This is a genomic window from Halorubrum persicum (genome assembly GCF_002727125.1).
GTDB lineage: Archaea > Halobacteriota > Halobacteria > Halobacteriales > Haloferacaceae > Halorubrum > Halorubrum persicum.
The window spans coordinates 1-20,990 of record NZ_NHOA01000033.1 but is presented as its reverse complement, the minus strand read 5'-3'; the positions used below and the strand labels follow the sequence as shown (position 1 = coordinate 20,990).

21 protein-coding genes and 1 tRNA gene are annotated in these 20,990 nt (G+C 68.7%); 10 read left to right on the top strand and 12 right to left on the bottom strand.

Translation table 11 applies throughout. The annotated features are described in order from the left end of the window. The first annotated feature begins 139 nt into the window (after positions 1-139). Together DJ69_RS05140 and DJ69_RS05135 are read left to right on the top strand one after the other, a co-directional pair. Positions 140-1,537 carry a sugar porter family MFS transporter gene (locus tag DJ69_RS05140; protein WP_099254613.1) on the top strand — a complete coding sequence of 466 codons (1,398 nt, stop codon included), beginning with the start codon at positions 140-142 and terminating at the stop codon, positions 1,535-1,537. A 92-nt stretch (positions 1,538-1,629) separates the two neighbouring features. After that, positions 1,630-2,028, top strand: coding sequence for an OsmC family protein (locus DJ69_RS05135; protein WP_099254612.1), 399 nt, complete (start codon positions 1,630-1,632; stop codon positions 2,026-2,028). Positions 2,029-2,118: 90 nt separating this feature from the next. On the opposite strand, the gene DJ69_RS05130 is transcribed toward DJ69_RS05135, so the two are convergent. Both DJ69_RS05130 and DJ69_RS05125 read right to left on the bottom strand, forming a co-directional pair. Next, positions 2,119-4,728: a PAS domain S-box protein gene (locus DJ69_RS05130; protein ID WP_099254611.1), complete on the bottom strand. Its 2,610-nt coding sequence runs from the start codon at positions 4,726-4,728 to the stop codon at positions 2,119-2,121. Between the two features lie 63 nt (positions 4,729-4,791). Then, the gene (locus tag DJ69_RS05125) at positions 4,792-4,977 is read right to left on the bottom strand and encodes a hypothetical protein (RefSeq protein WP_099254610.1); all 186 of its coding nucleotides are present in this window, start codon (positions 4,975-4,977) and stop codon (positions 4,792-4,794) included. A 179-nt stretch (positions 4,978-5,156) separates the two neighbouring features. On the opposite strand from DJ69_RS05125, the gene DJ69_RS17780 reads away from it, so the two are divergent. From DJ69_RS17780 to DJ69_RS05110, 3 genes are all read left to right on the top strand, one after another. Further along, on the top strand, positions 5,157-5,501 hold the full coding sequence (locus tag DJ69_RS17780) for a hypothetical protein (protein ID WP_144050388.1): 345 nt from the start codon (positions 5,157-5,159) through the stop codon (positions 5,499-5,501). A 72-nt stretch (positions 5,502-5,573) separates the two neighbouring features. Next, positions 5,574-6,134, top strand: a complete 561-nt coding sequence (locus DJ69_RS05115) for a thioredoxin family protein (protein ID WP_099254608.1) — start codon at positions 5,574-5,576, stop codon at positions 6,132-6,134. A 203-nt stretch (positions 6,135-6,337) separates the two neighbouring features. Continuing rightward, complete coding sequence (locus DJ69_RS05110) at positions 6,338-7,081, top strand: ThuA domain-containing protein (protein WP_099254607.1); 744 nt, start codon at positions 6,338-6,340, stop codon at positions 7,079-7,081. Between the two features lie 77 nt (positions 7,082-7,158). Here DJ69_RS05110 and DJ69_RS05105 read toward each other — a convergent pair whose 3' ends face one another. The 6 genes from DJ69_RS05105 to DJ69_RS05080 all read right to left on the bottom strand — a co-directional run bounded on the left by DJ69_RS05105 (position 7,159) and on the right by DJ69_RS05080 (position 13,239). Continuing rightward, positions 7,159-7,947, bottom strand: a complete 789-nt coding sequence (locus DJ69_RS05105) for a PHP domain-containing protein (protein ID WP_099254606.1) — start codon at positions 7,945-7,947, stop codon at positions 7,159-7,161. Between the two features lie 129 nt (positions 7,948-8,076). Next, a complete protein-coding gene (locus tag DJ69_RS05100) occupies positions 8,077-9,249 on the bottom strand; it encodes an MFS transporter (protein WP_099254605.1) in 1,173 nt (390 codons plus the stop codon). A 72-nt stretch (positions 9,250-9,321) separates the two neighbouring features. Beyond that, positions 9,322-9,912: an MOSC domain-containing protein gene (locus DJ69_RS05095; protein WP_099254604.1), complete on the bottom strand. Its 591-nt coding sequence runs from the start codon at positions 9,910-9,912 to the stop codon at positions 9,322-9,324. After that, entirely contained in the window at positions 9,912-10,307 is a 396-nt protein-coding gene (locus tag DJ69_RS05090; protein ID WP_099254603.1) for a hypothetical protein, read from the bottom strand. Before DJ69_RS05090 ends, DJ69_RS05095 begins: the two co-directional genes overlap by 1 nt. 114 nt (positions 10,308-10,421) lie before the next feature. Then, positions 10,422-12,101, bottom strand: coding sequence for a hypothetical protein (locus DJ69_RS05085; protein WP_099254602.1), 1,680 nt, complete (start codon positions 12,099-12,101; stop codon positions 10,422-10,424). Positions 12,102-12,321: 220 nt separating this feature from the next. Continuing rightward, on the bottom strand, positions 12,322-13,239 hold the full coding sequence (locus tag DJ69_RS05080) for a PLP-dependent cysteine synthase family protein (protein ID WP_099254601.1): 918 nt from the start codon (positions 13,237-13,239) through the stop codon (positions 12,322-12,324). A 137-nt stretch (positions 13,240-13,376) separates the two neighbouring features. Here DJ69_RS05080 and DJ69_RS05075 point away from each other — a divergent pair, with 137 nt between their 5' ends. Together DJ69_RS05075 and DJ69_RS05070 are read left to right on the top strand one after the other, a co-directional pair. Further along, positions 13,377-13,760: a TlpA family protein disulfide reductase gene (locus DJ69_RS05075; protein WP_099254600.1), complete on the top strand. Its 384-nt coding sequence runs from the start codon at positions 13,377-13,379 to the stop codon at positions 13,758-13,760. A gap of 368 nt (positions 13,761-14,128) precedes the next feature. Beyond that, entirely contained in the window at positions 14,129-14,545 is a 417-nt protein-coding gene (locus tag DJ69_RS05070) for a type IV pilin (protein ID WP_099254599.1), read from the top strand. A gap of 484 nt (positions 14,546-15,029) precedes the next feature. On the opposite strand, the gene DJ69_RS05065 is transcribed toward DJ69_RS05070, so the two are convergent. Both DJ69_RS05065 and DJ69_RS05060 read right to left on the bottom strand, forming a co-directional pair. Then, positions 15,030-15,103: transfer RNA gene (locus DJ69_RS05065), tRNA-Ile, on the bottom strand. Between the two features lie 132 nt (positions 15,104-15,235). Continuing rightward, the gene (locus DJ69_RS05060) at positions 15,236-15,925 is read right to left on the bottom strand and encodes an FxsA family protein (protein ID WP_099254598.1); all 690 of its coding nucleotides are present in this window, start codon (positions 15,923-15,925) and stop codon (positions 15,236-15,238) included. A 144-nt stretch (positions 15,926-16,069) separates the two neighbouring features. Here DJ69_RS05060 and DJ69_RS05055 point away from each other — a divergent pair, with 144 nt between their 5' ends. Together DJ69_RS05055 and DJ69_RS05050 are read left to right on the top strand one after the other, a co-directional pair. Beyond that, complete coding sequence (locus DJ69_RS05055) at positions 16,070-16,774, top strand: DUF1405 domain-containing protein (protein WP_099254597.1); 705 nt, start codon at positions 16,070-16,072, stop codon at positions 16,772-16,774. A gap of 51 nt (positions 16,775-16,825) precedes the next feature. Next, the gene (locus DJ69_RS05050; protein WP_099254596.1) at positions 16,826-17,872 is read left to right on the top strand and encodes a hypothetical protein; all 1,047 of its coding nucleotides are present in this window, start codon (positions 16,826-16,828) and stop codon (positions 17,870-17,872) included. Between the two features lie 42 nt (positions 17,873-17,914). On the opposite strand, the gene DJ69_RS05045 is transcribed toward DJ69_RS05050, so the two are convergent. Together DJ69_RS05045 and DJ69_RS05040 are read right to left on the bottom strand one after the other, a co-directional pair. Then, a complete protein-coding gene (locus DJ69_RS05045; protein ID WP_099254595.1) occupies positions 17,915-18,259 on the bottom strand; it encodes a hypothetical protein in 345 nt (114 codons plus the stop codon). Between the two features lie 70 nt (positions 18,260-18,329). Then, positions 18,330-20,261, bottom strand: a complete 1,932-nt coding sequence (locus DJ69_RS05040; protein WP_099254656.1) for an aldehyde ferredoxin oxidoreductase family protein — start codon at positions 20,259-20,261, stop codon at positions 18,330-18,332. 202 nt (positions 20,262-20,463) lie between these two features. On the opposite strand from DJ69_RS05040, the gene DJ69_RS05035 reads away from it, so the two are divergent. Continuing rightward, positions 20,464-20,928, top strand: a complete 465-nt coding sequence (locus tag DJ69_RS05035) for a VanZ family protein (RefSeq protein ID WP_099254594.1) — start codon at positions 20,464-20,466, stop codon at positions 20,926-20,928. The last annotated feature ends 62 nt before the right edge of the window (positions 20,929-20,990 follow it).

Genomic DNA, 20,990 nt, shown 5'->3' with positions numbered 1-20,990 from the left:
TCGAGTTCGAATAAATATTATTCAGCGCGTAGTAGATTCATTTTCACCTCGACTGGCATATAACAATCAAACATTTTTAAATTAATAATAAATCAGAAGCCTTCTAAATAAAAGACGGTTACCGTCGGATTGGTACGCCATGTCAACCGCAGATATGCGGGCTGTGATCCGCGGGGAGGGCGGACGGTTCGTGTACGTCGTCTCCGCGCTCGCAGCGCTCAACGGTCTTCTGTTCGGGTTCGACACGGGGATCATCTCCGGAGCCATCCTCTTCATCGACACCGCCTTCGAGCTGACGCCATTGGTGGAGGGAATCGTCGTCAGCGGCGCGATGGTCGGGGCGGCCGCCGGCGCGGCCGTCGGCGGACAGCTGTCCGACCGCATCGGTCGCAAGCGGTTCATCCTCCTCTCGGCCGGGGTGTTCTTCGTCGGTTCGTTCCTGATGGCGGTCGCGCCGACGGTCGAAGTGCTCGTCGCGGGGCGGATGATCGACGGGGTCGCCATCGGCTTCGCGTCGATCGTCGGCCCCCTGTACATCTCCGAGATCGCACCCCCGTCCGTCCGCGGCGGACTCACGTCGCTGAACCAGCTGATGGTCACCGTGGGGATTCTCTCGTCATACTTCGTCAACTACGCCTTCTCCGGCTCCGGGTCCTGGCGGATCATGCTCGGCGCTGGGATGATCCCCGCCGTCGTGCTCGCCGTCGGGATGCTCCGGATGCCCGAGAGCCCCCGGTGGCTCTACGAGGAGGGGCGAACCGACGAGGCCCGTGCCGTGCTTCGCCGCACGCGGGACGGCGATATCGAGTCGGAGCTCTCCGAGATCGAGTCGACCGTCGAGGCGCAGTCCGGGAACGGCGTCCGCGACCTCCTCAGCCCGTGGATACGCCCGGCCCTGGTCGTCGGACTCGGGCTCGCGATCTTCCAGCAGATCACCGGGATCAACGCAGTGATGTACTACGCGCCGACGATCCTCGAATCGACCGCGTTCGGAAGCTCGCAGTCCATCCTCGCGTCGGTGTTCATCGGCACCGTCAACGTCGCGATGACGGTCGTCGCCATCCTCCTCGTCGACCGCGTCGGACGGCGCCCCCTCCTGCTCGTCGGGACCGGAGGGATGATCGGGTCGCTGGCCGTCGCGGGCCTCGTCTTCCAGTTCGCCGACCCCACCGGCGGGGTCGGTTGGCTCGCGACGCTCACGCTCGTGTCGTTCGTCGCGTTCTTTGCGATCGGACTCGGGCCGGTGTTCTGGCTCCTCATCTCCGAGATCTACCCGCTCGCGGTCCGGGGGAGCGCGATGGGGCTCGTGACCGTCGCCAACTGGCTCGCGAACCTCGCCGTGGCGCTGTCGTTCCCCGTGCTGCTCGACGGAATCGGTACCCCGGCGACGTTCTGGCTGTTCGGCGCGTGCAGCGTCGTCGCCCTGCTCTTCACCTACCGGACCGTCCCCGAGACGAGGGGCCGAACGCTCGAGGCGATCGAGGCTGACCTCCGCGGCGCGACGGGACCGGCGGCGGACGTGCGCGGCGACGACTGACCGAGCGGCCGACCGAGCGCGCCGGGCAGAGCGCGCCCGGCGTGCCGATGCCGGTAACCTTTATCCTCGCGAGACCGAACCGGAAGACGACCATGGCAGACATCGAGACATCCACCGTTTCCGAGGAAGGGTACGCCTGCACGAGTCAGGTCGGCGAGTTCGACATGCAGATCGACGCGACCGACGAGACGGGGCCGAACCCGAACGCCGCGCTCGTCGCGACGTACGCCTCCTGTTACCTCCCCGCGTTCCGAGTCGGCGGGAGCCAGCGCGGCGAGGAGGAGCTCGGCAAGGTCCAGATCGACGCGAGCGCAGCGCTCGACGACGACGACGACCTGGAGTCCATCGCCTTCGACGTCCACGTCGAGGCCGACCTCGACGAGGAGACCGCGGCCGACATCGCCGAGCGCGCCGAGGGCATCTGTCACGTCCACACCGCGCTGCGCGACGAGCTCCACGCCGACATCAGCGTCTACACCGGCGCGTTCTGAGCCGGCGGCGCGAACGACGCAGCAGGTCGACAATTTTTTTGCATCGACGACGCCGACTCGAGAGCCGCAGAACCGCGCCGCGGAGCGTCCTCAGGGTCGGTCGACGCCCGTGAACTCGAAGCGTGCGCCCCCGTCGTCACCCTCGGTCAGCGTCACGTCCCAGCCGTGGGCCTCCGCGATGCGCTCGACGATGGCGAGTCCGAATCCGGTCCCCGACTCGGAGGTGGTGTGGCCGCTCTCGAACACCTCCTCGCGCCGGTCTTCGGGGACCCCGGGGCCGTCGTCTTCGATGTAGAACCCGTCCGGAAGGTCGCCGACGACGACGCGGTCCCCGCCGTGTTCGGCCACGTTTCGGAAGAGGTTCTGGAGCAGTCGCTTGGTCCGCCCGGGGTCCGCGAGCACCTCTCCCTCGGTCTCGACGACGACCTCGATCGCCCCCGCAGATCCGTCTCCGCCGCTCTCGGAGCCGTCGATGGATCCGAGCACGTCGTTCGCGTGTCGGGTCGCCAGTTCGGCGAGAGGGACCGGATCGACCGAGCCGACGGTGTCGCCCTGTCGGGCGAGCGTGAGCACGTCCTCGATCAGCCGCTCCATCTCGTCGAGCGCGGTCCCACAGCGGTCGAAGTACGACTCGTCGCCGGTCTCGCGGGCGAGCCGGAGGTATCCGGAGAGCACGTTGAGCGGGTTTCGGAGGTCGTGCGAGACGATGCTCGCGAACTCGTCGAGCCGCTCGTTTTCGCGTTCGATCCGGCGTTCGTACGCCTTCCGCTCCGAGATGTCGCGGCTGGTGGCGAGGAAGCGATCCTCGCCCTGAACGTCGACGCGGCGAACTTGGACCTCGACCGGGAACGTGGTGTCGTCGGCCCGTCGGAACGTCGTCTCTGTCCGGCGCGTCTCGCCCATCTCGATGGACTGCCAGAGGTCGACACCCTCCGACTGGTCCAGCTCCGCGTCGATATCCCAGACGTCCATTCCCACGATCTCCTCGCGGTCGTAGCCCAGTTCGGCCGCCATCACCGGGTTCGCGTCGACGATCTCGCCCGCCTCGTCGTGGATGTCGATCATGTCCGGCGAGTCCTCGTAGAGGGCCTCCAGCCGCGCGGAGGTTCGTTCGAGCTCTCGCTGGCGACGGCGCTCCACGGTCACGTCGCGGGTGATGCTGATCACGCCGTCGAACTCACCGTTGATGGCAAGCCGGCGCAGCGAGAAGTCGATGATCGCGTCGGAGCGCTCGGGAATGTCGAGTTCGACCGTTCCGGACAGCGCCTCGCGCTCTCCCGCGACCAGCTCCGCGAACGGGTCGTCGTCTCGGTCCTCGCGGAGCTGCTGTAACAGGGGACTCGGCCGACCGATGAGCTCCTCGCGAGTTGTCTCGTACACCCTCGTCAGTCGGTCGTTGACGACCGCGAATCGCCGGTCGGCGTCGTACAGGGCCACGGAGTTGGGGAGCTCGTCGACGATCCGCCGGTAGCGCTCCAAGTCGCGCTCTCGCTCCTTCTCCTCGGTCACGTCGATGTGGATCCCGACGGCGCGAACCGGCTCCCCGTCGTCGGTGCGCTCGACGACGCGCCCGCGGTCGCGGATCCACTTCCAGTCGCCAGATTTCGCTTCCATCCGATGGTCGCACTGATAATACGCCGTCTCCTCGGAGAAGTGCTCCTCGAGCGCCGCCCACGTCTCCTCGAGGTCGTCGGGGTGGACACGCTCTTCCCACTCCGAGAGCTCGAAGGCGATCTCGGACCGGTCGTATCCCAACATGCCGGCCCACCGCTCGTCGAACCGCACCTCGCCGCTCCTGATGTCCCAGTCCCAGACCCCGACGTCGGCGCCCTCCACCGCGAGTCGGAACCGCTCGGAGAGCTCCTGGAGCTCGCGCTCGCGCTCGCGTTCCTCGGTCACGTCGCGGAAGTACACCGACAGGCCGGTGTCGGAGGGGTACGCGTCGATCGCGAGATCGAGGTCCGGCCCGGGGAAGTGAAACTCGAAGGTGGTCGGCTCGCCGGACGCCATCGCGTCGCGGAACTGCGATTCGACCTCGGTCCCGCGGAGCGCCCGGAAGCGGTCCCAGATCCGGTCCCCGAGCAGGTCCTCGGCGTCGCGCTCGACCAGTTCCGCCGCCCGCTCGTTGAGATACGTGAGCCGCCACGACTCGTCGATGCCGCAGAACGCGTCCGTCATCCGATCGAGGTGCTCGGTCACCCGGCGCTCGGTGTGCGATCGAGAGACGGCGCGGGCGATGCGGGAGGCGAGCGTCGCGTAAGGGCCGTCGGCGTGCTCGAGATCGCTGGTGTCGAGAGGGGCAGGGTCGGCGGAGCCGTCGGTGCCACCGCCCACCGGCAGGTACTCGTCGACGCCCGCGGCGATCGCCTCGCTCGCGACGGCCTCCGATCCGTGGGCCGTGAACAGCAGAAACGGGAGGTCGCCGACTCGGTCCCGGACGGTTCTGAGGAACTCCACGCCGTCCATTCCAGGCAGGTCGTAGCCGCTGACGACGCAGTCGACTTCGCCCGAGTCGATGACACTGAGGCCCTCGGCCGCGTCGGCGGCTGTCGTCACCGCGAACCGGTCGGCGTGAGTTTCGATGGCCGTCGCCGCACGGTCCCCCACCTCCGGGCGATCGGCGACGAGCAGCACCCGCACCGGATCTGACTGTAGGTCCGCCGCGAGCGCGTCCGTCCTGTGACCGTCCCGTGTCGTCATCCGTTTACGCATCGAATAGGTGATATAGTAATTATTTCCATTTTAGATTTCGCGCCTCGTCCGTCACGCCGACGCGTACGCGACGACGGCGCTGGACGCGGCGTACCCGATCGCCGCCATGAGAAGCGCCGCGACGAGCGCGACGGCGAACTCCCCGGCGACGGCGAACGCGAGCAGAAACCCGGCCATGCCGACCGCATTCGCGCACAGCAGCCGGAGCGTTCGGTATGACGGCTCCCGGGTGGACATACCCGTGGTACGAGTTCCCCACCCTAAAACCCACGAGTCACCGGTGATCGCGAACCGTCGGCGGCCGGGCGTCGGGTGCCGCGATCGTGACGACGACTCAGGCCGGTTTCGGGCGGGCGCGGGGTGGTCCGAACGCGACGAGGTGACGATTTAGGACCGATGCCGCGGCCACCCGCCCCATGCGACCGCGAGACGATCCGGCAGACCGGGGGCGATACGCGCCGGAGCGACGGCGGGGACCGGACGCTCGGGAACGCTCCCGCTCCCGACGAGGAGCGGGACGCGATCGAACCGGCTCTGCGCCGCAGGGACCCTCGTCCCCGGTGCTCATCCCGGGCGTCACCCTCGGCGCGCTCCTCGCGGTCGCGACCCTCGCCGCGATCCGGTCGACGGGCCGGGTGCTCCGAGAGTGGTCTCTCGCGATCGCGGTGTGCGCCGTCGTCGCGGGATGCGTGCTGAGCGCTGTCGTCGTCGCCCACATCGCGGCGGGAGCCGCCGCACGGTGGGGCGGGGCAGGCCGCTGAACACCTCAGGGAGTCGGCCTCGCGGAACGGTTCCGCGGAACGGTTTTGCGGCCGGCACCCGAAGGGGCGCGTATGGTCGCAACGGAATCCGACTCGGACCTCGATCGCGGCGACGCCGCGCCGCCGTTCGAGCTACCCGGCACCGACGGCGAGACGTACACGCTCGACTCGTTCGACGCGGACGCCCTGCTCGTGGTGTTCACGTGTAACCACTGCCCGTACGCGCAGGCGAAGTTCGACCTCCTCAACGATCTGGCGACCGAGTACGAGGATCTGGCGGTCGTTGGAATCAATCCGAACGACGCCGACGAGTACCCCGACGACTCCTTCGAGGCGATGCGCGACCGCGTCGCCGACGGGACGATCGCGTACGACGCGTACCTCCGCGACGAGACGGGCGAGGTCGCGGACGCGTACGGCGCGGTGTGTACCCCCGACCCGTTCCTGTTCGGCCGCGACGGGGACGCGTTCCGGCTTCGGTATCACGGCCGCCTCGACGACGCGCTGAACCCGGACGACGAGCCGACCGAGTACTACGTCCGCGACGCCGTCGACGCCGTGCTCGCCGGCGAGGCCGTCGACATCCCCGACCGCCCCTCGCGAGGGTGTTCGATCAAGTGGCCGGAGGAGTGACCGGGCGGGGGTGACGAGGCGAGAGTGACGTGACAGCCGGGGCGAGCGACGCGGACGACGAAGGGAGCCGACGAAGCCGACACCACCGGCCCCCGAGGGGTCGCCTCTGAGGGCCCGCGTTCTCGATCACCGGCCCGCCGCGGGTGTTCCGGTCGTTCGGCGCCGATACGAGCCTACAAGTCGGTTCGGCGGGGAGCGAACGCATGGCACGCGTCACGGTCTGGAACGAGTATCGGCACGAACGCGAGAGCGACGCGGTCGCCGACGTGTACCCCGACGGGATCCACGCGGTCATCGCGGACGCGCTCCGCGGGGCCGGTCACGAGGTCCGCACCGCGACACTCGACGCGGGGCCGGACCACGGGCTCACCCAGGACGTGCTGGACGACACGGACGTGCTCACGTGGTGGGGGCACGCGGCCCACGACGAGGTGCGCGACGCGGTCGTCGATCGCGTCCACGAGCGGGTCCTCGACGGCATGGGCCTGTTGGTGCTCCACTCAGCACACTACTCGAAGGTCTTCAGGCGGCTGATGGGCACCAGCTGCTCGCTCAAGTGGCGGGAGGCCGCCGAGACCGAGCGACTGTGGGCGGTCGAGCCGAGTCACCCGATCGCCGACGGGATCGGCGAGTACATCGAACTCGGCGAGACGGAGATGTACGGCGAGCGGTTCGACGTTCCAGCGCCGGACACGCTCGTGTTCAACTCCTGGTTCGCCGGGGGCGAGGTGTTCCGTTCCGGCTGCTGTTACCGTCGCGGGAACGGGCGGGTGTTCTACTTCCGCCCCGGACACGAGACGTACCCGATCTACCACGACGACGACGTGCGGCAGGTGCTCCGGAACGCGGTCGAGTGGGCGGATCCGGGTGACGGCCCGACGCCCGACTTCGGCAACGCCGACCCGATCGAGGAGATCGACACCGACGACGACCGGACGGTTCACTGATCGGGCGGGCGCAGGCGGGCCGGTCACCCATCGAGCACACCCGGGCGAGACCACCGACGCGTAACCCCAGGCGTCGCTCAGTCCGCGGCTACCTCGTCCACCCGCACGGGGTCGAGCCCGCGGCGATCGAGTTCCGCTTCGATCTCGTCGATCCGGGGCGCGATGACATCCGGGTCGTGGCTGTCGGTTCCGACGCTCACCCGGAGGCCGGCGTCGGCGAGCCGGTCGAGGAAGGCGGGCGCCGGGTGGAACTCACCGTAGTCGTCGAGCAGGCGGCCGGCGTTGATCTCCGGAACGGTCCGCGAGTCGCGGAACGCCTCGACGACCGCCGCGTAGTGGTCTTCGGTCGCGAACCCGCGGAGGTGGGGATTGCGCTCGATCAGGTCCGGGTGCGCGGCGATCGCGAACAGCTCGGCGTCGACCAGCGCGACCAGCTTCTCGAAGTACCGGTCGACGAGCGCCCGCCGTTCCCCCGCCGGCTTGTCGGCGAAGTGCGAGCGCGTGTGGACGTTCGCGCCGTCGAGGTCGTGGACGCTCCCGATCGCGTAGTCGAACCCGGCCTCGCCGAGGAAGTCGGCGATCGCCGCCTCGTGGTCCGGATCGTAGTCCATCTCCACGGCGTCGAACACGTCGACCTCGACGGCGGGGTCCCCGCGGAGCGCCTCGATCGCCTCGCGCCGCCGCTCGTACGTCAGGTCGAGGTTGAAGCCGAGCGCGCGCTTGAACCGCTCCGCGCTCGGGTCGGGCGAGACGTTGCAGTGGTCGGCGATCCCAACCCCGTCGACTCCCGCCTCGGCGGCGGCGTCCACCATCCGGCGGAGAAACGCGCCGTCCGAGTAGTTCGAATGGACGTGGTAGTCGTGCACAGCCGGGATTCGTCCCGGATCGACTCGTAGTTTCGGGTCGCGTGCGACGCCGTCGCACGGGTGTTCGGCCGGGGGTGTCCCGACATTCAGGCCGGTCGCGTACCGGCGCTCAGACCGGCGCGTACCGGGTCAGTATCCCGTCCCGAGCGCCCAGTTCGCGACGAGCGCGGCGAACGTGGTCCCGAACAACACCGCCAAGATCCCGAAGGAGACGCCCCACCCGAACAGGTCGGCGGCGAGCCCGACCCCGAACGAGCCCGCGGAGCCGATCACGGTGTAAACCGTCCGGACGAGCCCGAACCCGGCGCCGCGCTCCGCGTCGCTCAGCGCGTCCATGAACCGCGGATCGATCGCCGAGAAGAAGCTGGCGCCGGAGCCGGCCAGCAGCACCGCGACCGCGACGCCGGCGAGTCCCGGACCGAAGACGAAGGCGGCGATCCCGACCGCGCCCGCCAGCATCGCCGAGCCGATAGCGACGTCGCGGCCCGCCCGGTCCGACAGCCGTCCGAGCCCGACCTGCGCGACGGCGCGGACGACGAAGAACGCCGAAAACACCCCGGCGGCGAGCGACGGCGAGTAGCCGCGGAACTCGACGAGGAACGTCGGGAGAAAGGACATCACGCCTTGGACCACGTACGTCCCGGTCATCGCGACGAACAGCGGGAGGAGGACGCTGGGGCGCGAGAGGAGTTCGACGAGCGGCGCGAGCGCGAACCGCTCCCGCATCGGCTGGTCCGGGCGCCGCGGCTCCGTCGGGCGCACGCGCCACGCGAACAGCAGGAACACCGGCACGCCGACCAGCGCGGCCAGCGCGACCGCGGGGCGCCACCCGAACCGGACCCCGACCCACGCGGCGGCGACGGGGGCCACGAGCCCGGCGAGGGGGCCGCCGACCGAGTGGAGCCCGATCGCGGTCCCGAGGTCGTCGAAGGTCCGGGAGAGCAGCGTCGTCGCCACCGCGTAGTGGAGTCCGGCGACGAGCCCCAACAGCACCGCCGCCAGCACGAACGCGGGGAAGACGGGCGCGAGCGCGAGCACGACGCTCATCGCCGCGGTGCCGCCGACGGCGACCAGGATCACGAGTCGCTCGCCGTGTCGGTCCGCGAGCACGCCGCTCGGGAACTGGGCCGCGCCGTACGCCAGCCACATCCCCGAGAGCGCGACTCCGATGGCGGTGTTCGACACCGCGAAGTCGTCGACGATCAGCGGGACGACGGGGCTGATAGCCAGCCGGGCGAAGTACGTCACGAGGAAGGCGAGCATACACAGCGACAGCACCGTGTGCCGGTACTGCCAGCTCATCCGACCGTCACTGTCGTTTCGTCCGGCCGGTCCGGGCTCAATGCTTTCGGTTCCGGCCGGTGACGCCGGCGCCTACTCCCCGTGCGGGTCGGAACGGGTCGACTCGTCCGAATCGGCGGAGCGGGTCCCGTCCGCCGAGCGCGACTGCAGTCGCTCCGCGATCGCTGCGCCCGCGGTCCGGGGGTCGGCCTCCCGCAGTTCGACCCGATCGCCGACCGCGACGCGACCGGGTTCGAGCACGTCACAGCAGAGCCCGCCGCGCCGTTTGAGCGCCGCGGCGAGCCCGTCCGCACCCGCTAGCTCCTCGACGTGGGCACAGGGCGGGCGCCGGCGGGTCGGGCGGAGGAGCGCCTCGCCGACCGCGACGGTCGCGTCCAGCAGGTCGTCCATTCCGGCGCCGAACCCCGCAACGACGACGTTGCGTCGGTGGCGCCCGTCGGAGACGTCGATGCCGGTCTCCTCGCGCACCGCATCGAGCGCCTCGGCGGCGACGAGCGTGACCGCGCAGGCGTCGAGCTGGAAGGTGCCCCCACCGCGGTGGTAGCGGTCTCCCGCGATCCCGTGGGGGCGGACCTCGACCGTGTCCCGGAGTTCGGGAGGCGCACCGCTCTCGGAGGCGGTGACGAGGTCGCGGACCGTGCCGACGGCCACGTCCTCCGCCATCACGGCCCTCCGAGCAGGGACGGGTCCCCCGGCTTCAGCCACTCGCGGTGCGCGTAGTAGACGATCGCGACCGGCGGCGCGAGCAGCGCGACCAGCGCGTACAGCCATTTGAAGAGCCCGAGGTCGGCGACGCCGCGCTCGTCGAGCGACAGGGCGTCGAGGAGGATCGCGGCGGTCGCGAGCGGCGCGAGGAGGTAGCCGTGGGCGAACGCGACGGCGGCGCCCGTCGGGGTGCCTGCCGAGAGCAACGCCCAGTCGATCGCGTAGAGGAGCGTCCAGCCGGCGGCGGCGACCGCGAGGAACCGCAGCCACGGCCCGTCGAACCGGCGGTCGCTCGCGTCGGCGTCGGCTCCGGGGCCGGGCGCACCGGAGAACGATTCGGGATGGGTTCTCACGACCGATCTGGGGGACGGAGAGTAATCAACGTCCGGATCAGGTGTGTCGTCGAGGGCCGTTGAGTGCTCGGAGACGGCGTACCCGCCGTCAATCGGCGAGCCACGCGCCGCGGCCTAACCCGCGACCGCTCGGGTGGTGGCGTTCCCGGTACCAGACGCTGACGCGTTCGTCGGCGTCCGGACCTCGACCGATTCGTCGTCGTACACCTCCATGGTCTCGATCACCGTTCCGTTTGCAGCGACGCGTCGGACGACGACCGCGGGGACCTTCGCATCCGTTCCGTTCGGTCCCGCTTCGGTTTGGGTCTCGGCGGGCGTCTCGCCGCTGAGGAACGCGGTGATCGCGTCGGTTTCGGCGAACGAGTCGACATCGCCGGACCGGGCGTCGACGAACGCGACGTACGCGATCCCGCTGTTGTCTTCGGGGACGACGCGCACCTGCCAGTACTCTCGGTCGTCGATGACCGTGAGGATCGGTTCGGCCGGGTCGAACCGGTCCCAGTCCGTCTGGGGCGCCGACTGCCGCACGAGGTCCGCCGCTCGCTGCGGACCGAACAGCGAGTCACTCGGCACGTACCGCTCGAAGTCGCCCGTTTGCCCGTCGATCGTCCACAGCTCCTGGAGACCCTGCGCATCGCCGTAGGGCTCGACGGCGACGACGTACTGCGGGCCCGACTCGGAGAGGACGAAGAACGGCTGGTCGTTCTCGTCGCCGGGCAGCGGTGCGATCTCGATCTCGTCCTCGTGGCTCGTGTAGGTGTTGACGATCCCGTTGCGGTACTTCGTCGCTCCGACCGCTCGGAGCGCGAGGTCTTCCGGGAACAGCTGCTGGTCGTCGAGAACGGGGGTGTCCGCCGCCTCGCTCGGTGAGAGGGTATCGATCGAGCCGCTCGGATCGATGACGGCGACGCCGCCCCACCGCGGCGTGGAGTGCGGAAGCGGCGTCAGGTGGAACTGCGGCTCGGAGTAGGGGACGACGATGTACTGGGTGCCGTCGTGAACGACCATCTTAGGGTCGCCGTAGTCGACGAGGTACGACTGCGATTTGAGGAGCTCCCACCGGTAGTTCCGGTAGAAGATGGTTCCGACGCCGGTTTCGAGTTCGCCGTCGACGGACCGCACGTTCGCTCCCTGTGTCGTCATGTCGACGAGAACGGTCCCGGGCTGCCCCTTCGTGATCATGTTGAACAGTCCATCCGGGGCGAGCGGGGCCGCCCAGTAGGGCGTGCCGTTCACCACGCTGATGTCGGTCTCGCCGACCCGGTACTGTGGTCGGTTGAGCGTGTTCGAGGCGTACCGATCCGCGACCGCCCGCGTGACGATCCGCGGGTTGTCCGCATCGACGTTGTCGAGTCGCTCAACGGTGGCCGTTTCTCCCATCGTCTGGTCGCTCAGGGTCACGCCGGCCACCGCGTTTGCGACGGGCAGCAGCGCGAACGCCACGAGCACGAAGGTGACCATCCCGACACGGAGCGGCGTAATCGTCTGCTCGTCGCTGGCGACTGCGTTGACGACGGTCGCAATCCGATCGCCCGACCGTGCGGTGGCCCACGCGGCGAGGGCGCCAGCAGCGACGCCGAGCAGCAACAGCGGCGTGGTGTACAGGGTGTAGACGAGGCCGTGAAGCCACGGTCGAAAGAACCACCCGATCGCGATGATGACGAGTCCGACGACACCGAGCAGAACCCACGACCGAGCCGGAGTCCGCTGCGTCAGATCGGTCGGCGGCCGATCGGATTGGTCCTCGTCTGATGACGGTTCGTCCGTATCGTCGGCAGGAGGGCGCGGTGACATTGATACTGATGGTGAAACGGCGGCGACGGACCGCGAGCGCGGAGCGCTGCGGCAGGGGGAGTGCAAGCCGACAGGCGTTCGATCCCACCCGTCGGGGCGGAGGGCGACGCGACGGAATCCACATCCGGAGTGACACCTGTCAACAGATAAATGTTGTACAACTCTACAGAGCCACCTCGCGATCGGTCACTGACGGGGGGCTAAGACGGTGGAGTGGCGCCTATTCGTCGAAGGTACCGGCGGTGAGATAGCGCTCGCCGCTGTCCCAGAAGACGGTGACGACGAGCGGCTCATCACCGGCGAACGCGCCCGACTCCCGGAGTTCGGCGGCGACGTTTTTGGCCGCGAGGTTGGAGGCGCCGGAGGACTGGCCGACGAGCAGCCCCTCCTCGCGGGCGAGCCGGCGACACTCGGTCTCGGCGCTCTCGATGTCGACCGTGTGCACGTGGTCGATCAGGTCGGTGTCGAGGTTCGGCGAGACGAACCCCGGACCCATCCCCTGGAACTCGTCGACACCGGGCTCGCCGCCGGAGATGACGGCGTTGTCGCTCGGCTCGACCGCGTCGATCCGCACGTCGGGAAACGCCTCGCGGAGCCGCCGCCCGATCCCGGTGAGCGTGCCGCCGGTGCCGACGCCCGCGACGAGGGCGTCGACGGTGCGGTCGGCCACCTGATCGAGAATCTCCGGGCCGGTGGTCTCGTAGTGGGCCAGCGGGTTCGCGGGGTTGTCGAACTGCCGGAGCTGGACCATCCCCTCGTCGCGTTCGAGCGCGTCGGCGCGGTCCTTGGCGTCGGAGATGTCGCCGTCGACGAGATCCACGTCGGCGCCGTACGCGCGCATGAGCCGCCGTCGCTCGATCGACTTCCCGTCCGGCATCACGAGCGTCACGTCGTACCCCTTCACCGCGCCGACCATCGCCAGCCCGATCCCCGTGTTGCCGGAGGTGGGCTCGACGATCCCGTCGCCGGGCGTCAGCTCGCCGGCCTCCTCGGCGGCCTCGACCATGTACAGCGCCGGGCGGTCCTTCGCGGAGCCGCCCGGATTGCGCGACTCGACCTTCGCCGCCACGGTCGTCTCCGACGGCGAGTCGACTCGCACGAGCGGCGATCCGAGCCCGTCCAACACGTCATCGTCCATGGGCGACCCACGGGGGCGGCACCCAAATGCCCAGCGGACTCCGGCGAGTCGTGTCCGGCGAGTCGTGTCCGGCGAGGGCGGGCCGACCCGTTGCCACCGACGCGGCGTTTACATGCGTCGCCGGCGTACCACGGCGTATGACCCTCGAAACGCTCGCTCCCGACGCCGGCGACGCCGACGAGATCGACCCCGCCGTACTGGACGCGCTCGCGGCCGACGACTACCGGTTCAAGGTGTGGGGCGGCGACTGGTGTGGCGACTGCCAACGACAGCTCCCGGACTTCGGCGCGGCGCTCGACGCGGCCGGCGTCCCCGACGACCGGATCGAGGACTTCCCGGTGACGAAGGGGCCGAACGGCAAGGAGGGCGAGGGCGTCGACGAGTACGACATCCGGCTGATCCCGACGGTCGTCGTCGAGACCGCCGGCGGCGAGGAGGTCGCGCGCTTCGTCGAGGAGGCGGACGTGTCGATCGCCGAGCACCTCGCGCGGGAACTCGCGGATATCGACGTTCGGGCCTGAGTCGCCCCACCAGCAAGGCGAATACAACGAGCGACGATCCCGGCGCCGATCGACATCGTAGGGCCCCGCGTTCGCCGGTGAGCGCAAGCACCTTCACCTCCGAGCGACCGCTACGGTTCGAGTTCTCGACACGAACGAAGAGTCAGGAGACACTCGGCCCCTCACAGGTCCGGACGAGAGTTAGGCCGCAGAGATATTACGCCGATGTAACCGGATCGCCGATGAATACGGTTGGTGGGTTTTCACCTATGAGATTTGGGTCAACGTTTATAAATATCAGAGTGACTTAAGCTAAACTAGCCAGTGACCCGACGGACGCGTCCCCACAGAGATTCGGGATCGCGCCTCGGCCCCAGCTGGGTTCAAACATGAAATCAAGCAAGCTATTCAGCAAGGACGACCGTGGTGTGAGTCCCGTTATCGGGGTCATCCTCATGGTCGCAATTACCGTAATCCTGGCCGCCGTCATCGGGACGTTCGTGCTCGGACTCGGCGACTCGCTGAACGATACTGCACCGCAGGCGTCGTTCACCGTGGACGGTGTGAGCAATAATAACATCACGTTCACGAAAACGGGCGGTCAGTCGATCGAAGCCAACGATCTGAGCGTCTCCGTTGCCGGTAACAGAACAGATACCCCGTTTAACGGGGGTAGTTGGCAGACCGGACAGAGTAGGGAGGCAAACGTGAGTGCGGACACTTACAGCAGTGAACAGACGGTTCGCATCATCCACGACCCGAGTGGGAACACGATCTTCCAGCAGACCGTCGACTTCAGTAACTAAGTTAGCGTTTCCGTCGCGGTCGCTTTTTTATTTTCTCGCTGTACCCAACCAACGACTGGTACCGAACTGCTGAATCATCGCGGAACCAGCCGTCAGGATCTCCGAAACGTTCGGCTTACTCTCACCTTCGAGGGGGCTCAAAGAGACGGAGCCCGACGACAGGGTGGATCGACAAGCATCGGTGACTGCCGGCTATCACACAAGCCGCGGACAGCCATCCGAAGTCTCCCAGAGTACACCGGACGTCGCTCGGGGCGTGTGCGTCACACTGGGCGCAGTTGCTCCGGCGACGGTGAGATCTGAGTACCCCCGCTCCGAGGTCACATCGGTACCGCCGACGGAAGGCGACCGAGACTACCGACGTGATTCCTACACGAACGAGACACGCTAGCGGAGTCTCTAGTGGAGTAGAACAACCGAATTAGGTGGCTGGGGAGTTCCCGGCCCCTAACACGCCACGGCCAAAGACCGTGGACGTTGTAGGTGGGCCAACACGGATTTGAACCGTGGACCTCCCGGTTATCAGCCGAGCGCTCAACCTGACTGAGCTATTGGCCCAGGTGAGCGCATTCAATCGTTGCGCTGGTAGGATTTTAAGGGTTTCCTTTCGCGAATCGACCGCAGTCAGCCGGTTTTCGATCACGGGAGAAACGGCTCACGCGGCGGGGACAGCCCGCGAACGGCGGCGCCTCAGTCGGTTCGATCGGTCTCCTCGTCTTCGACTGTGAAGTCCACGTCGACGACGTCGTCCGCGTGGTCCGGGTCGTCGAAGCGGTCGCCGTCGGAGTCGCTCCCGGCGCCGTCACCGGCGGACCGCTGGCCGTTGAAGTCGTCGGTGCCGTCGAACTGACCCTCGTCGAAGCCGTCGCCGTCGAAATCGTCGGCGTCGAAGTTCCCCCCGAACGCGCCGCCGCCCATCGTGAACCCGGCACCGGCGCCGTCACCGTCACCGTCGCCGCCGGGGAACCCCCCGATGTAGACGTTGCCGGTGGTGAAGCCGTTGGTCTCGCTGTCGAGGTACGGGATGACCACGTATTTTTTGAGGGCCATCCGGATCGGAACCCGCGAGAGCGGGAGCGCGAGCAGGAAGCCGACCGCGTCGGTGACGAGTCCCGGCGTGAGCAGGAACGCGCCGGCGGCGATCAGGAGGCCACCGTCGAGCAGTTCGTCGGTCGGTGGCTCGCCGCGGGCCAGCTTGCGCTGAACCCGTGCGAGCGTCGCGCGCCCCTCGGCGCGGAGGAGGAGCATCCCGAGGACGGCCGTCAACACGACGAGCGCGACCGTGACCGCCCACCCCAGCCGCGTCGCGACGACGATCAGGAACAGCGCGTCCACGAGGGGGACGACGAGGAGCAGCGCGAGCAGCGTTCGCGGGCGCATACCGTCGCCTTCCCGCCGGGGACGCATAGCCCTTTTCGTCCGGAGTTGCCCGCTCCGCGACCGACCGCCCCGCGGCCGCCGTCGCTTCGCGGCCGTCCGCTCCGCGACCGCCACGGCTTTGACCGCCCGGTCCGAGCCGACCGTATGGATATCGTCGGCGCGCTCGGCCGCGATCCCCCGGACCGCGAGTCGCTGCCGCGGTGGCTCGCCCCGCTCCCGAAGCCGCTGGAGGACATCGCCTTCCGGCTGATCTGGGTGATCGTCGCCATCAACCTGCTCGGCACCGCGTTCGGCTTCTGGTACTACCGGTTCCAGTTCCGCGAGCTTCCGGTCGAGATGTGGCCGTTCATCCCCGACAGTCCGGGCGCGACGCTGCTGATCGCGCTCGCGCTCGCGGCGTGGGGGGTCGGCCGCTCGAGCGACACGCTCGCGACGCTCGCCTTCTTCGGGAACATCAAGCTCGGGCTCTGGACCCCGTACGTCCTCGTCGTCTTCTGGCCGGCGTTCCTCGCGAACTCCGGCCCCGCGATGTACGCGTTCCTCTTCGTGAGCCACCTCGGGATGGTCGTGCAGGCGTTCGTGCTCCACCGGATCACCGACTTCCCGCTGAAGGCGGTCGGCGTCGCGACCGCGTGGTACACGGTCGACCTGTTGATGGACTACTTCGTCCCGGTGATCGGCGAAGTGACCCACACCTCGATCCCATACGCCGACGCCGAGCCGTGGTTCACGACGACCGTGTTGCAGGTCGCGGCGGCCGGCGCGGTCGCGCTCACCGTGATCCCCCTGTTCTGGGCGCTCGCGACGCGGGTCGCCACGCTCCGGCGCCGATCCGGAGAGACGGCCTGACGCCGCCAGCGGCGTCCCCCGTTTAAGTCCTCCCGGACCGTCGGGTCGGGCATGAGCGCGTACGAGCGGATCGCGGACCTCACCGTGACCATCGAGTCGGTTGAGCGCCGCCGGTACACCGGCGAGACCACGAGCGGGTTCGAGCGAACGACCACCGAGTTCCGCCTCGCCGGCGACGGCGTCGTCGGACGCGGCGAGGACGTGACGTACGAGACCGAGGACCACGCCGCGCTGGTCGGGACCGACCCCATCGACATCGAGGGGGAGTGGACCATCGACGAGCTGTCGGCGCGCCTCGACGAGATCGACCTGTTCGCGCACAAACCCCCCGAACGAGCGTACTTCCGCAACTACAGGCGATGGGCGGTCGAGAGCGCCGCGCTCGATCTCGCGCTCCGACAGCGTGGAGTGTCGCTCGGCGAGCGGCTCGGGATCGAGCCCGAGCCGGTCCGGTTCGTCGTCTCGACGCGCCTCGGGGAGCCGCCGACGACCGACCGGGTCGAAGAGCTCCTCGCGCTCGACGACGACCTGGAGTTCAAGCTCGACCCGACGCCCGACTGGCCGGAGGAGGCGTTCGTCACGCTCAGAGAAACCGACGCGGTCCGGATCCTCGATCTGAAAGGGTGGTACGAGGACACGGACGTCGACGTCGAGCCCGACCCCGAGCTGTACCGCGACGTGTTCGCCGCGTTCCCGGCCGCGGTCGTGGAGGACCCCGGGTTCACGCCCGAGACGCGCCCGCTCGTTGAGCCGCAGGCCGACCGACTCTCCTTCGACTACCCGATCGACGGGGTCGAGAGCCTCGAATCGCTCCCCGTCGAGCCGGGGTGGTGTAACATCAAGCCCTCCCGGTTCGGGACGCTCGAATCGCTGTTCGAGACGATCGCGCACTGTCGGTCGGAGGGGATCGACCTGTACGGCGGCGGTCAGTTCGAACTCGCCAGCGGCCGGACCGCGATCCAGACGCTCGCGGCGCTCTTCTACCCGGACGGACCGAACGACGTGGCCCCTCGGCCGTTCAACGACCCCGAGGCGTCGCCGCCGTACCCGATGAGTCCGATTCGGCCCCACCGCGACGCCGTCGGCTTCGAGTTCTGAGCGGGAAGCGAATCGGAGACCGAATCGACGGGCGGTCGCGCCCTATCGCTCGCGCTCCCTGACCCGGTCCGACGGCGGCGACGGGGCGGAGTCGCGGTCGGAGTCGGGTTCGCGCTCGGTCGCGGAGCCGACCCGGGACGCGCCGTCGGCTTCGCGCTCGCGGGTGTCGGCCACCCGTTGGGCGGCGTCGGCGATCGAGTCGAAGACGGCGAGCGTCCGGTAGCTGAGGTAGAGTCCGACCGGTAGACCCACGCCGATCAGCACGCCGAGGAGGAGTTCTGCGACGATCACGACCGAGTACGTGAGCGCGAGGAGGGAGAGGGCGGCCAACGCCGCGCCGATGGGCGTTCGAAGGGCGTCGGAGGGCGAGAGCGGGTCGTGCGGCATACCCTCCGCTATCGGGGCGAGATACTAAAAACGGGCGCGAAACGGAGCGGCGGCGGCGACGCGACCGTCGTCAGTCGTCGGCGGGAGCCGCGGAGTCGCCGGCGGAGACGCCGGTGCCGGGGCCGATGTCGATCCCGAGCGCTTCGAGCTTCTCGTCGGGGACGACGCCGTCGACCCAGCCGCGGGTCTCGTAGTACTCCGCCTTCATCTCGTCGAGCTCGCAGAGCTGCCCCTCGCTGGCGCCCGTGCCGGGGACGGCGTCCGGGTGCCCGTCGATGAAGCGGTTCGGCAGGGTGTCGTCGGCACCGTCGAAGCCGACGAGGTTGTTGTAGTAGCGCTCGAGGTTGTACACCCGTTCGCCGGCCTCGAACAGCTCGTCTTCGGTGACGTCGCGGCCGGTCATGCCGTTGTACTGGAGCACGTACTCCTCGATCCCCTCCGCGAACGCGCTGAACTTGCAGATGTCGAAGGAGTCGGAGACGGCGTGCAGGTCCTGGAAGGTGGCGGTGAGCTCGCCTTTGCCCTCCCACTCGTACGGATCGACCTTCTCCGGAATGCCGAGAATCTCGGCGGCCGGCGTGTAGCCGCGCAGGTGGCAGGCGCCGCGGTTGGAGGTCGCGTACGCGATCCCCATCCCCTTCATACAGCGCGGGTCGTAGGCGGCCATCGTCTGGCCCTTGACCGAGAGCTTGTTGCCGTGGGCGTCCTTCGCGTCGGCGATGCGCTCGGGCCCCTCCGCGAGGAGGTCGCCGAGGTCCGAGGAGCGGTGGCCGATCTCGTCGAGGAGATCGATCATCGTCTCGGAGTCGCCCCAGTCGAGGTGGCCGACGTCGTCGAGTTTCCCCTCTTCGCTCATCTCCATCGCCATCGCCATCATGTTGCCGGCCTCGATGGTGTCGATGCCGAGGTCGTTACAGCGCTGGAGCATCAGCGCGATCTCGTCGCGGTCGGAGTGGCCGGAGTTCGGCCCGAGCGCCCACGCGGACTCGTACTCGTACGACTCGGTGCGGACGTTCATGTCCTCGCCCTTGTGCGTGACGTCGACGTCGACCTCCTTCTTACACGCGACCGGACAGGAGTGACAGGTCGGCTCGTCGACGAGGATGTTCTCGCGGACGTTCTCGCCGGAGACGCGCTCCGCCTCGATGTCGGTGCCCTCGGCGTCGTGGTACGCCTCCGTCGAGGTGTACTTCGCGTTCTTCGTCGGGAGGCCGTCCATCTCCTCCGTCGCGTTCATCAGGACGTTGGTGCCGTACATCGAGAGCCCGCCCTCGTTGGGCGCGGTCACGTCGGACTCGCGGATGACCTCCATCGCCTGCTGGTACCCCTCTTGGAACGTCTCCGGGGAGGCCGGCTTCGGCATGTCGGTGCCGCTCTTGACGACGACGGCCTTCACGTTCTTCGAGCCCATCACGGCGCCGGTGCCGCCGCGACCCGAGGCGCGGTCGTCCTCGTTGATGACGCAGCCGTAGCGCACCTCGTTCTCGCCGCCCTGCCCGATCGCCATCACGGAGACGTTCCGACCGACCTTCCCGTCGACCTCCTCGCCGATCTGGTCGATCGTGTCGTGGACGCCCTGTCCCCAGAGGTGGGCGGCGTCGCGTACCTCGACCTCGCCGTCCTCGACGAACAGGTAGACAGGCTCGTCGCTCGCGCCGTCCAGTAGGAGGCCGTCGAGCCCGGACCATTTGAGTCGGGCCCCGGACCAGCCGCCGTGGTGGGAGTCGGTGACCGTCCCCGTCAGCGGGGACTTCGTCACCAGGGCGATCCGACCGCTCATCACGGTTTGGGTGCCCGTGAGCGGACCGGTCATGAACGCCAGTCGGTTCTCCGGCCCCAGCGGGTCCACGTCGGGCCCCTTGTCGAAGACGTACTTCACGCCGAGCCCGCGCGCGCCGATGTACTTCTTGGCGTCGTCGTCGTCGATCCCGCGGTACTCGACCGTTCCATCCCCGAGATCGATCTGTGCAACTCGGTCTCTGTAGCCGCCCATTTCAGTCATGTAATGCTCTTTCATTATATTAGGGCCGTACCGTGTTAGTTGTTAATTCGGTCACGCAACCAAGATCGGTTACAGCGCGTCGGGAAGATCCGGTCCTCCTCCCGGCTGCGGTGCGTGTTCGGTCGGCGGATCGATGCTCTGGGGGCGGTCGGCCGCGACGGCGTCGAGAAGGGATTAACCCGATCGGGACCGAGCCGAAAGCGTGAACGACTCCGACGACGCGGCCACACGGCGGAAGCGAGACCGCCACGGTCGAAAGCGGCTCGGCGGCTCGTGGCGGTCCACCGCCGCGTTCGCAGCGCTCGTCGTCATCGCGTCGCTCGTCCCGGTCCCGGCTGTCGGGTCCGGGAGCGGCGGTTCGGGGGTCGCGCTTCCCGCGTGGATCGGGTTCACGACCCCGTTCCACCTCGTCGGGTACGCCGTCCTCGCCGCGCTGGCGACCCGAGCAGCGATCGGATCGGGACGAGAATCGGTCGCGGCGGCCGCGGTCGGCATCGGCGTCGCCGTCGCCGTCGGCTTCGGCGTCGAACTCGTCCAGGCGCCGATCGCCTGGCGGTCGTTCGCGTGGGGGGACGCCGCCGTCAACGCCGTCGGCGCGGGGATCGGGGGCGCGGCGGTCCTCGCGGGCGCCGGTTACCCGCGGAGCGCCGGCGGCGAGCGGCGATGACGACACGGCTTTACGCGCTCGTCCGCTTCCTCCGGTAATGAGCAAGCCGAGCCCACGAGACT

Bases quoted from the DNA above. Each gene is read 5' to 3' on its own strand.
- DJ69_RS05140 (WP_099254613.1), top strand. From the start codon at position 140: ATGTCAACCGCAGATATGCGGGCTGTGATCCGCGGGGAGGGCGGACGG.
- DJ69_RS05135 (WP_099254612.1), top strand. From the start codon at position 1,630: ATGGCAGACATCGAGACATCCACCGTTTCCGAGGAAGGGTACGCCTGC.
- DJ69_RS05130 (WP_099254611.1), bottom strand. From the start codon at position 4,728: ATGACGACACGGGACGGTCACAGGACGGACGCGCTCGCGGCGGACCTA.
- DJ69_RS05125 (WP_099254610.1), bottom strand. From the start codon at position 4,977: ATGTCCACCCGGGAGCCGTCATACCGAACGCTCCGGCTGCTGTGCGCG.
- DJ69_RS17780 (WP_144050388.1), top strand. From the start codon at position 5,157: ATGCGACCGCGAGACGATCCGGCAGACCGGGGGCGATACGCGCCGGAG.
- DJ69_RS05115 (WP_099254608.1), top strand. From the start codon at position 5,574: ATGGTCGCAACGGAATCCGACTCGGACCTCGATCGCGGCGACGCCGCG.
- DJ69_RS05110 (WP_099254607.1), top strand. From the start codon at position 6,338: ATGGCACGCGTCACGGTCTGGAACGAGTATCGGCACGAACGCGAGAGC.
- DJ69_RS05100 (WP_099254605.1), bottom strand. From the start codon at position 9,249: ATGAGCTGGCAGTACCGGCACACGGTGCTGTCGCTGTGTATGCTCGCC.
- DJ69_RS05095 (WP_099254604.1), bottom strand. From the start codon at position 9,912: ATGGCGGAGGACGTGGCCGTCGGCACGGTCCGCGACCTCGTCACCGCC.
- DJ69_RS05085 (WP_099254602.1), bottom strand. From the start codon at position 12,101: ATGTCACCGCGCCCTCCTGCCGACGATACGGACGAACCGTCATCAGAC.
- DJ69_RS05080 (WP_099254601.1), bottom strand. From the start codon at position 13,239: ATGGACGATGACGTGTTGGACGGGCTCGGATCGCCGCTCGTGCGAGTC.
- DJ69_RS05075 (WP_099254600.1), top strand. From the start codon at position 13,377: ATGACCCTCGAAACGCTCGCTCCCGACGCCGGCGACGCCGACGAGATC.
- DJ69_RS05070 (WP_099254599.1), top strand. From the start codon at position 14,129: ATGAAATCAAGCAAGCTATTCAGCAAGGACGACCGTGGTGTGAGTCCC.
- DJ69_RS05060 (WP_099254598.1), bottom strand. From the start codon at position 15,925: ATGCGCCCGCGAACGCTGCTCGCGCTGCTCCTCGTCGTCCCCCTCGTG.
- DJ69_RS05055 (WP_099254597.1), top strand. From the start codon at position 16,070: ATGGATATCGTCGGCGCGCTCGGCCGCGATCCCCCGGACCGCGAGTCG.
- DJ69_RS05050 (WP_099254596.1), top strand. From the start codon at position 16,826: ATGAGCGCGTACGAGCGGATCGCGGACCTCACCGTGACCATCGAGTCG.
- DJ69_RS05045 (WP_099254595.1), bottom strand. From the start codon at position 18,259: ATGCCGCACGACCCGCTCTCGCCCTCCGACGCCCTTCGAACGCCCATC.
- DJ69_RS05040 (WP_099254656.1), bottom strand. From the start codon at position 20,261: ATGACTGAAATGGGCGGCTACAGAGACCGAGTTGCACAGATCGATCTC.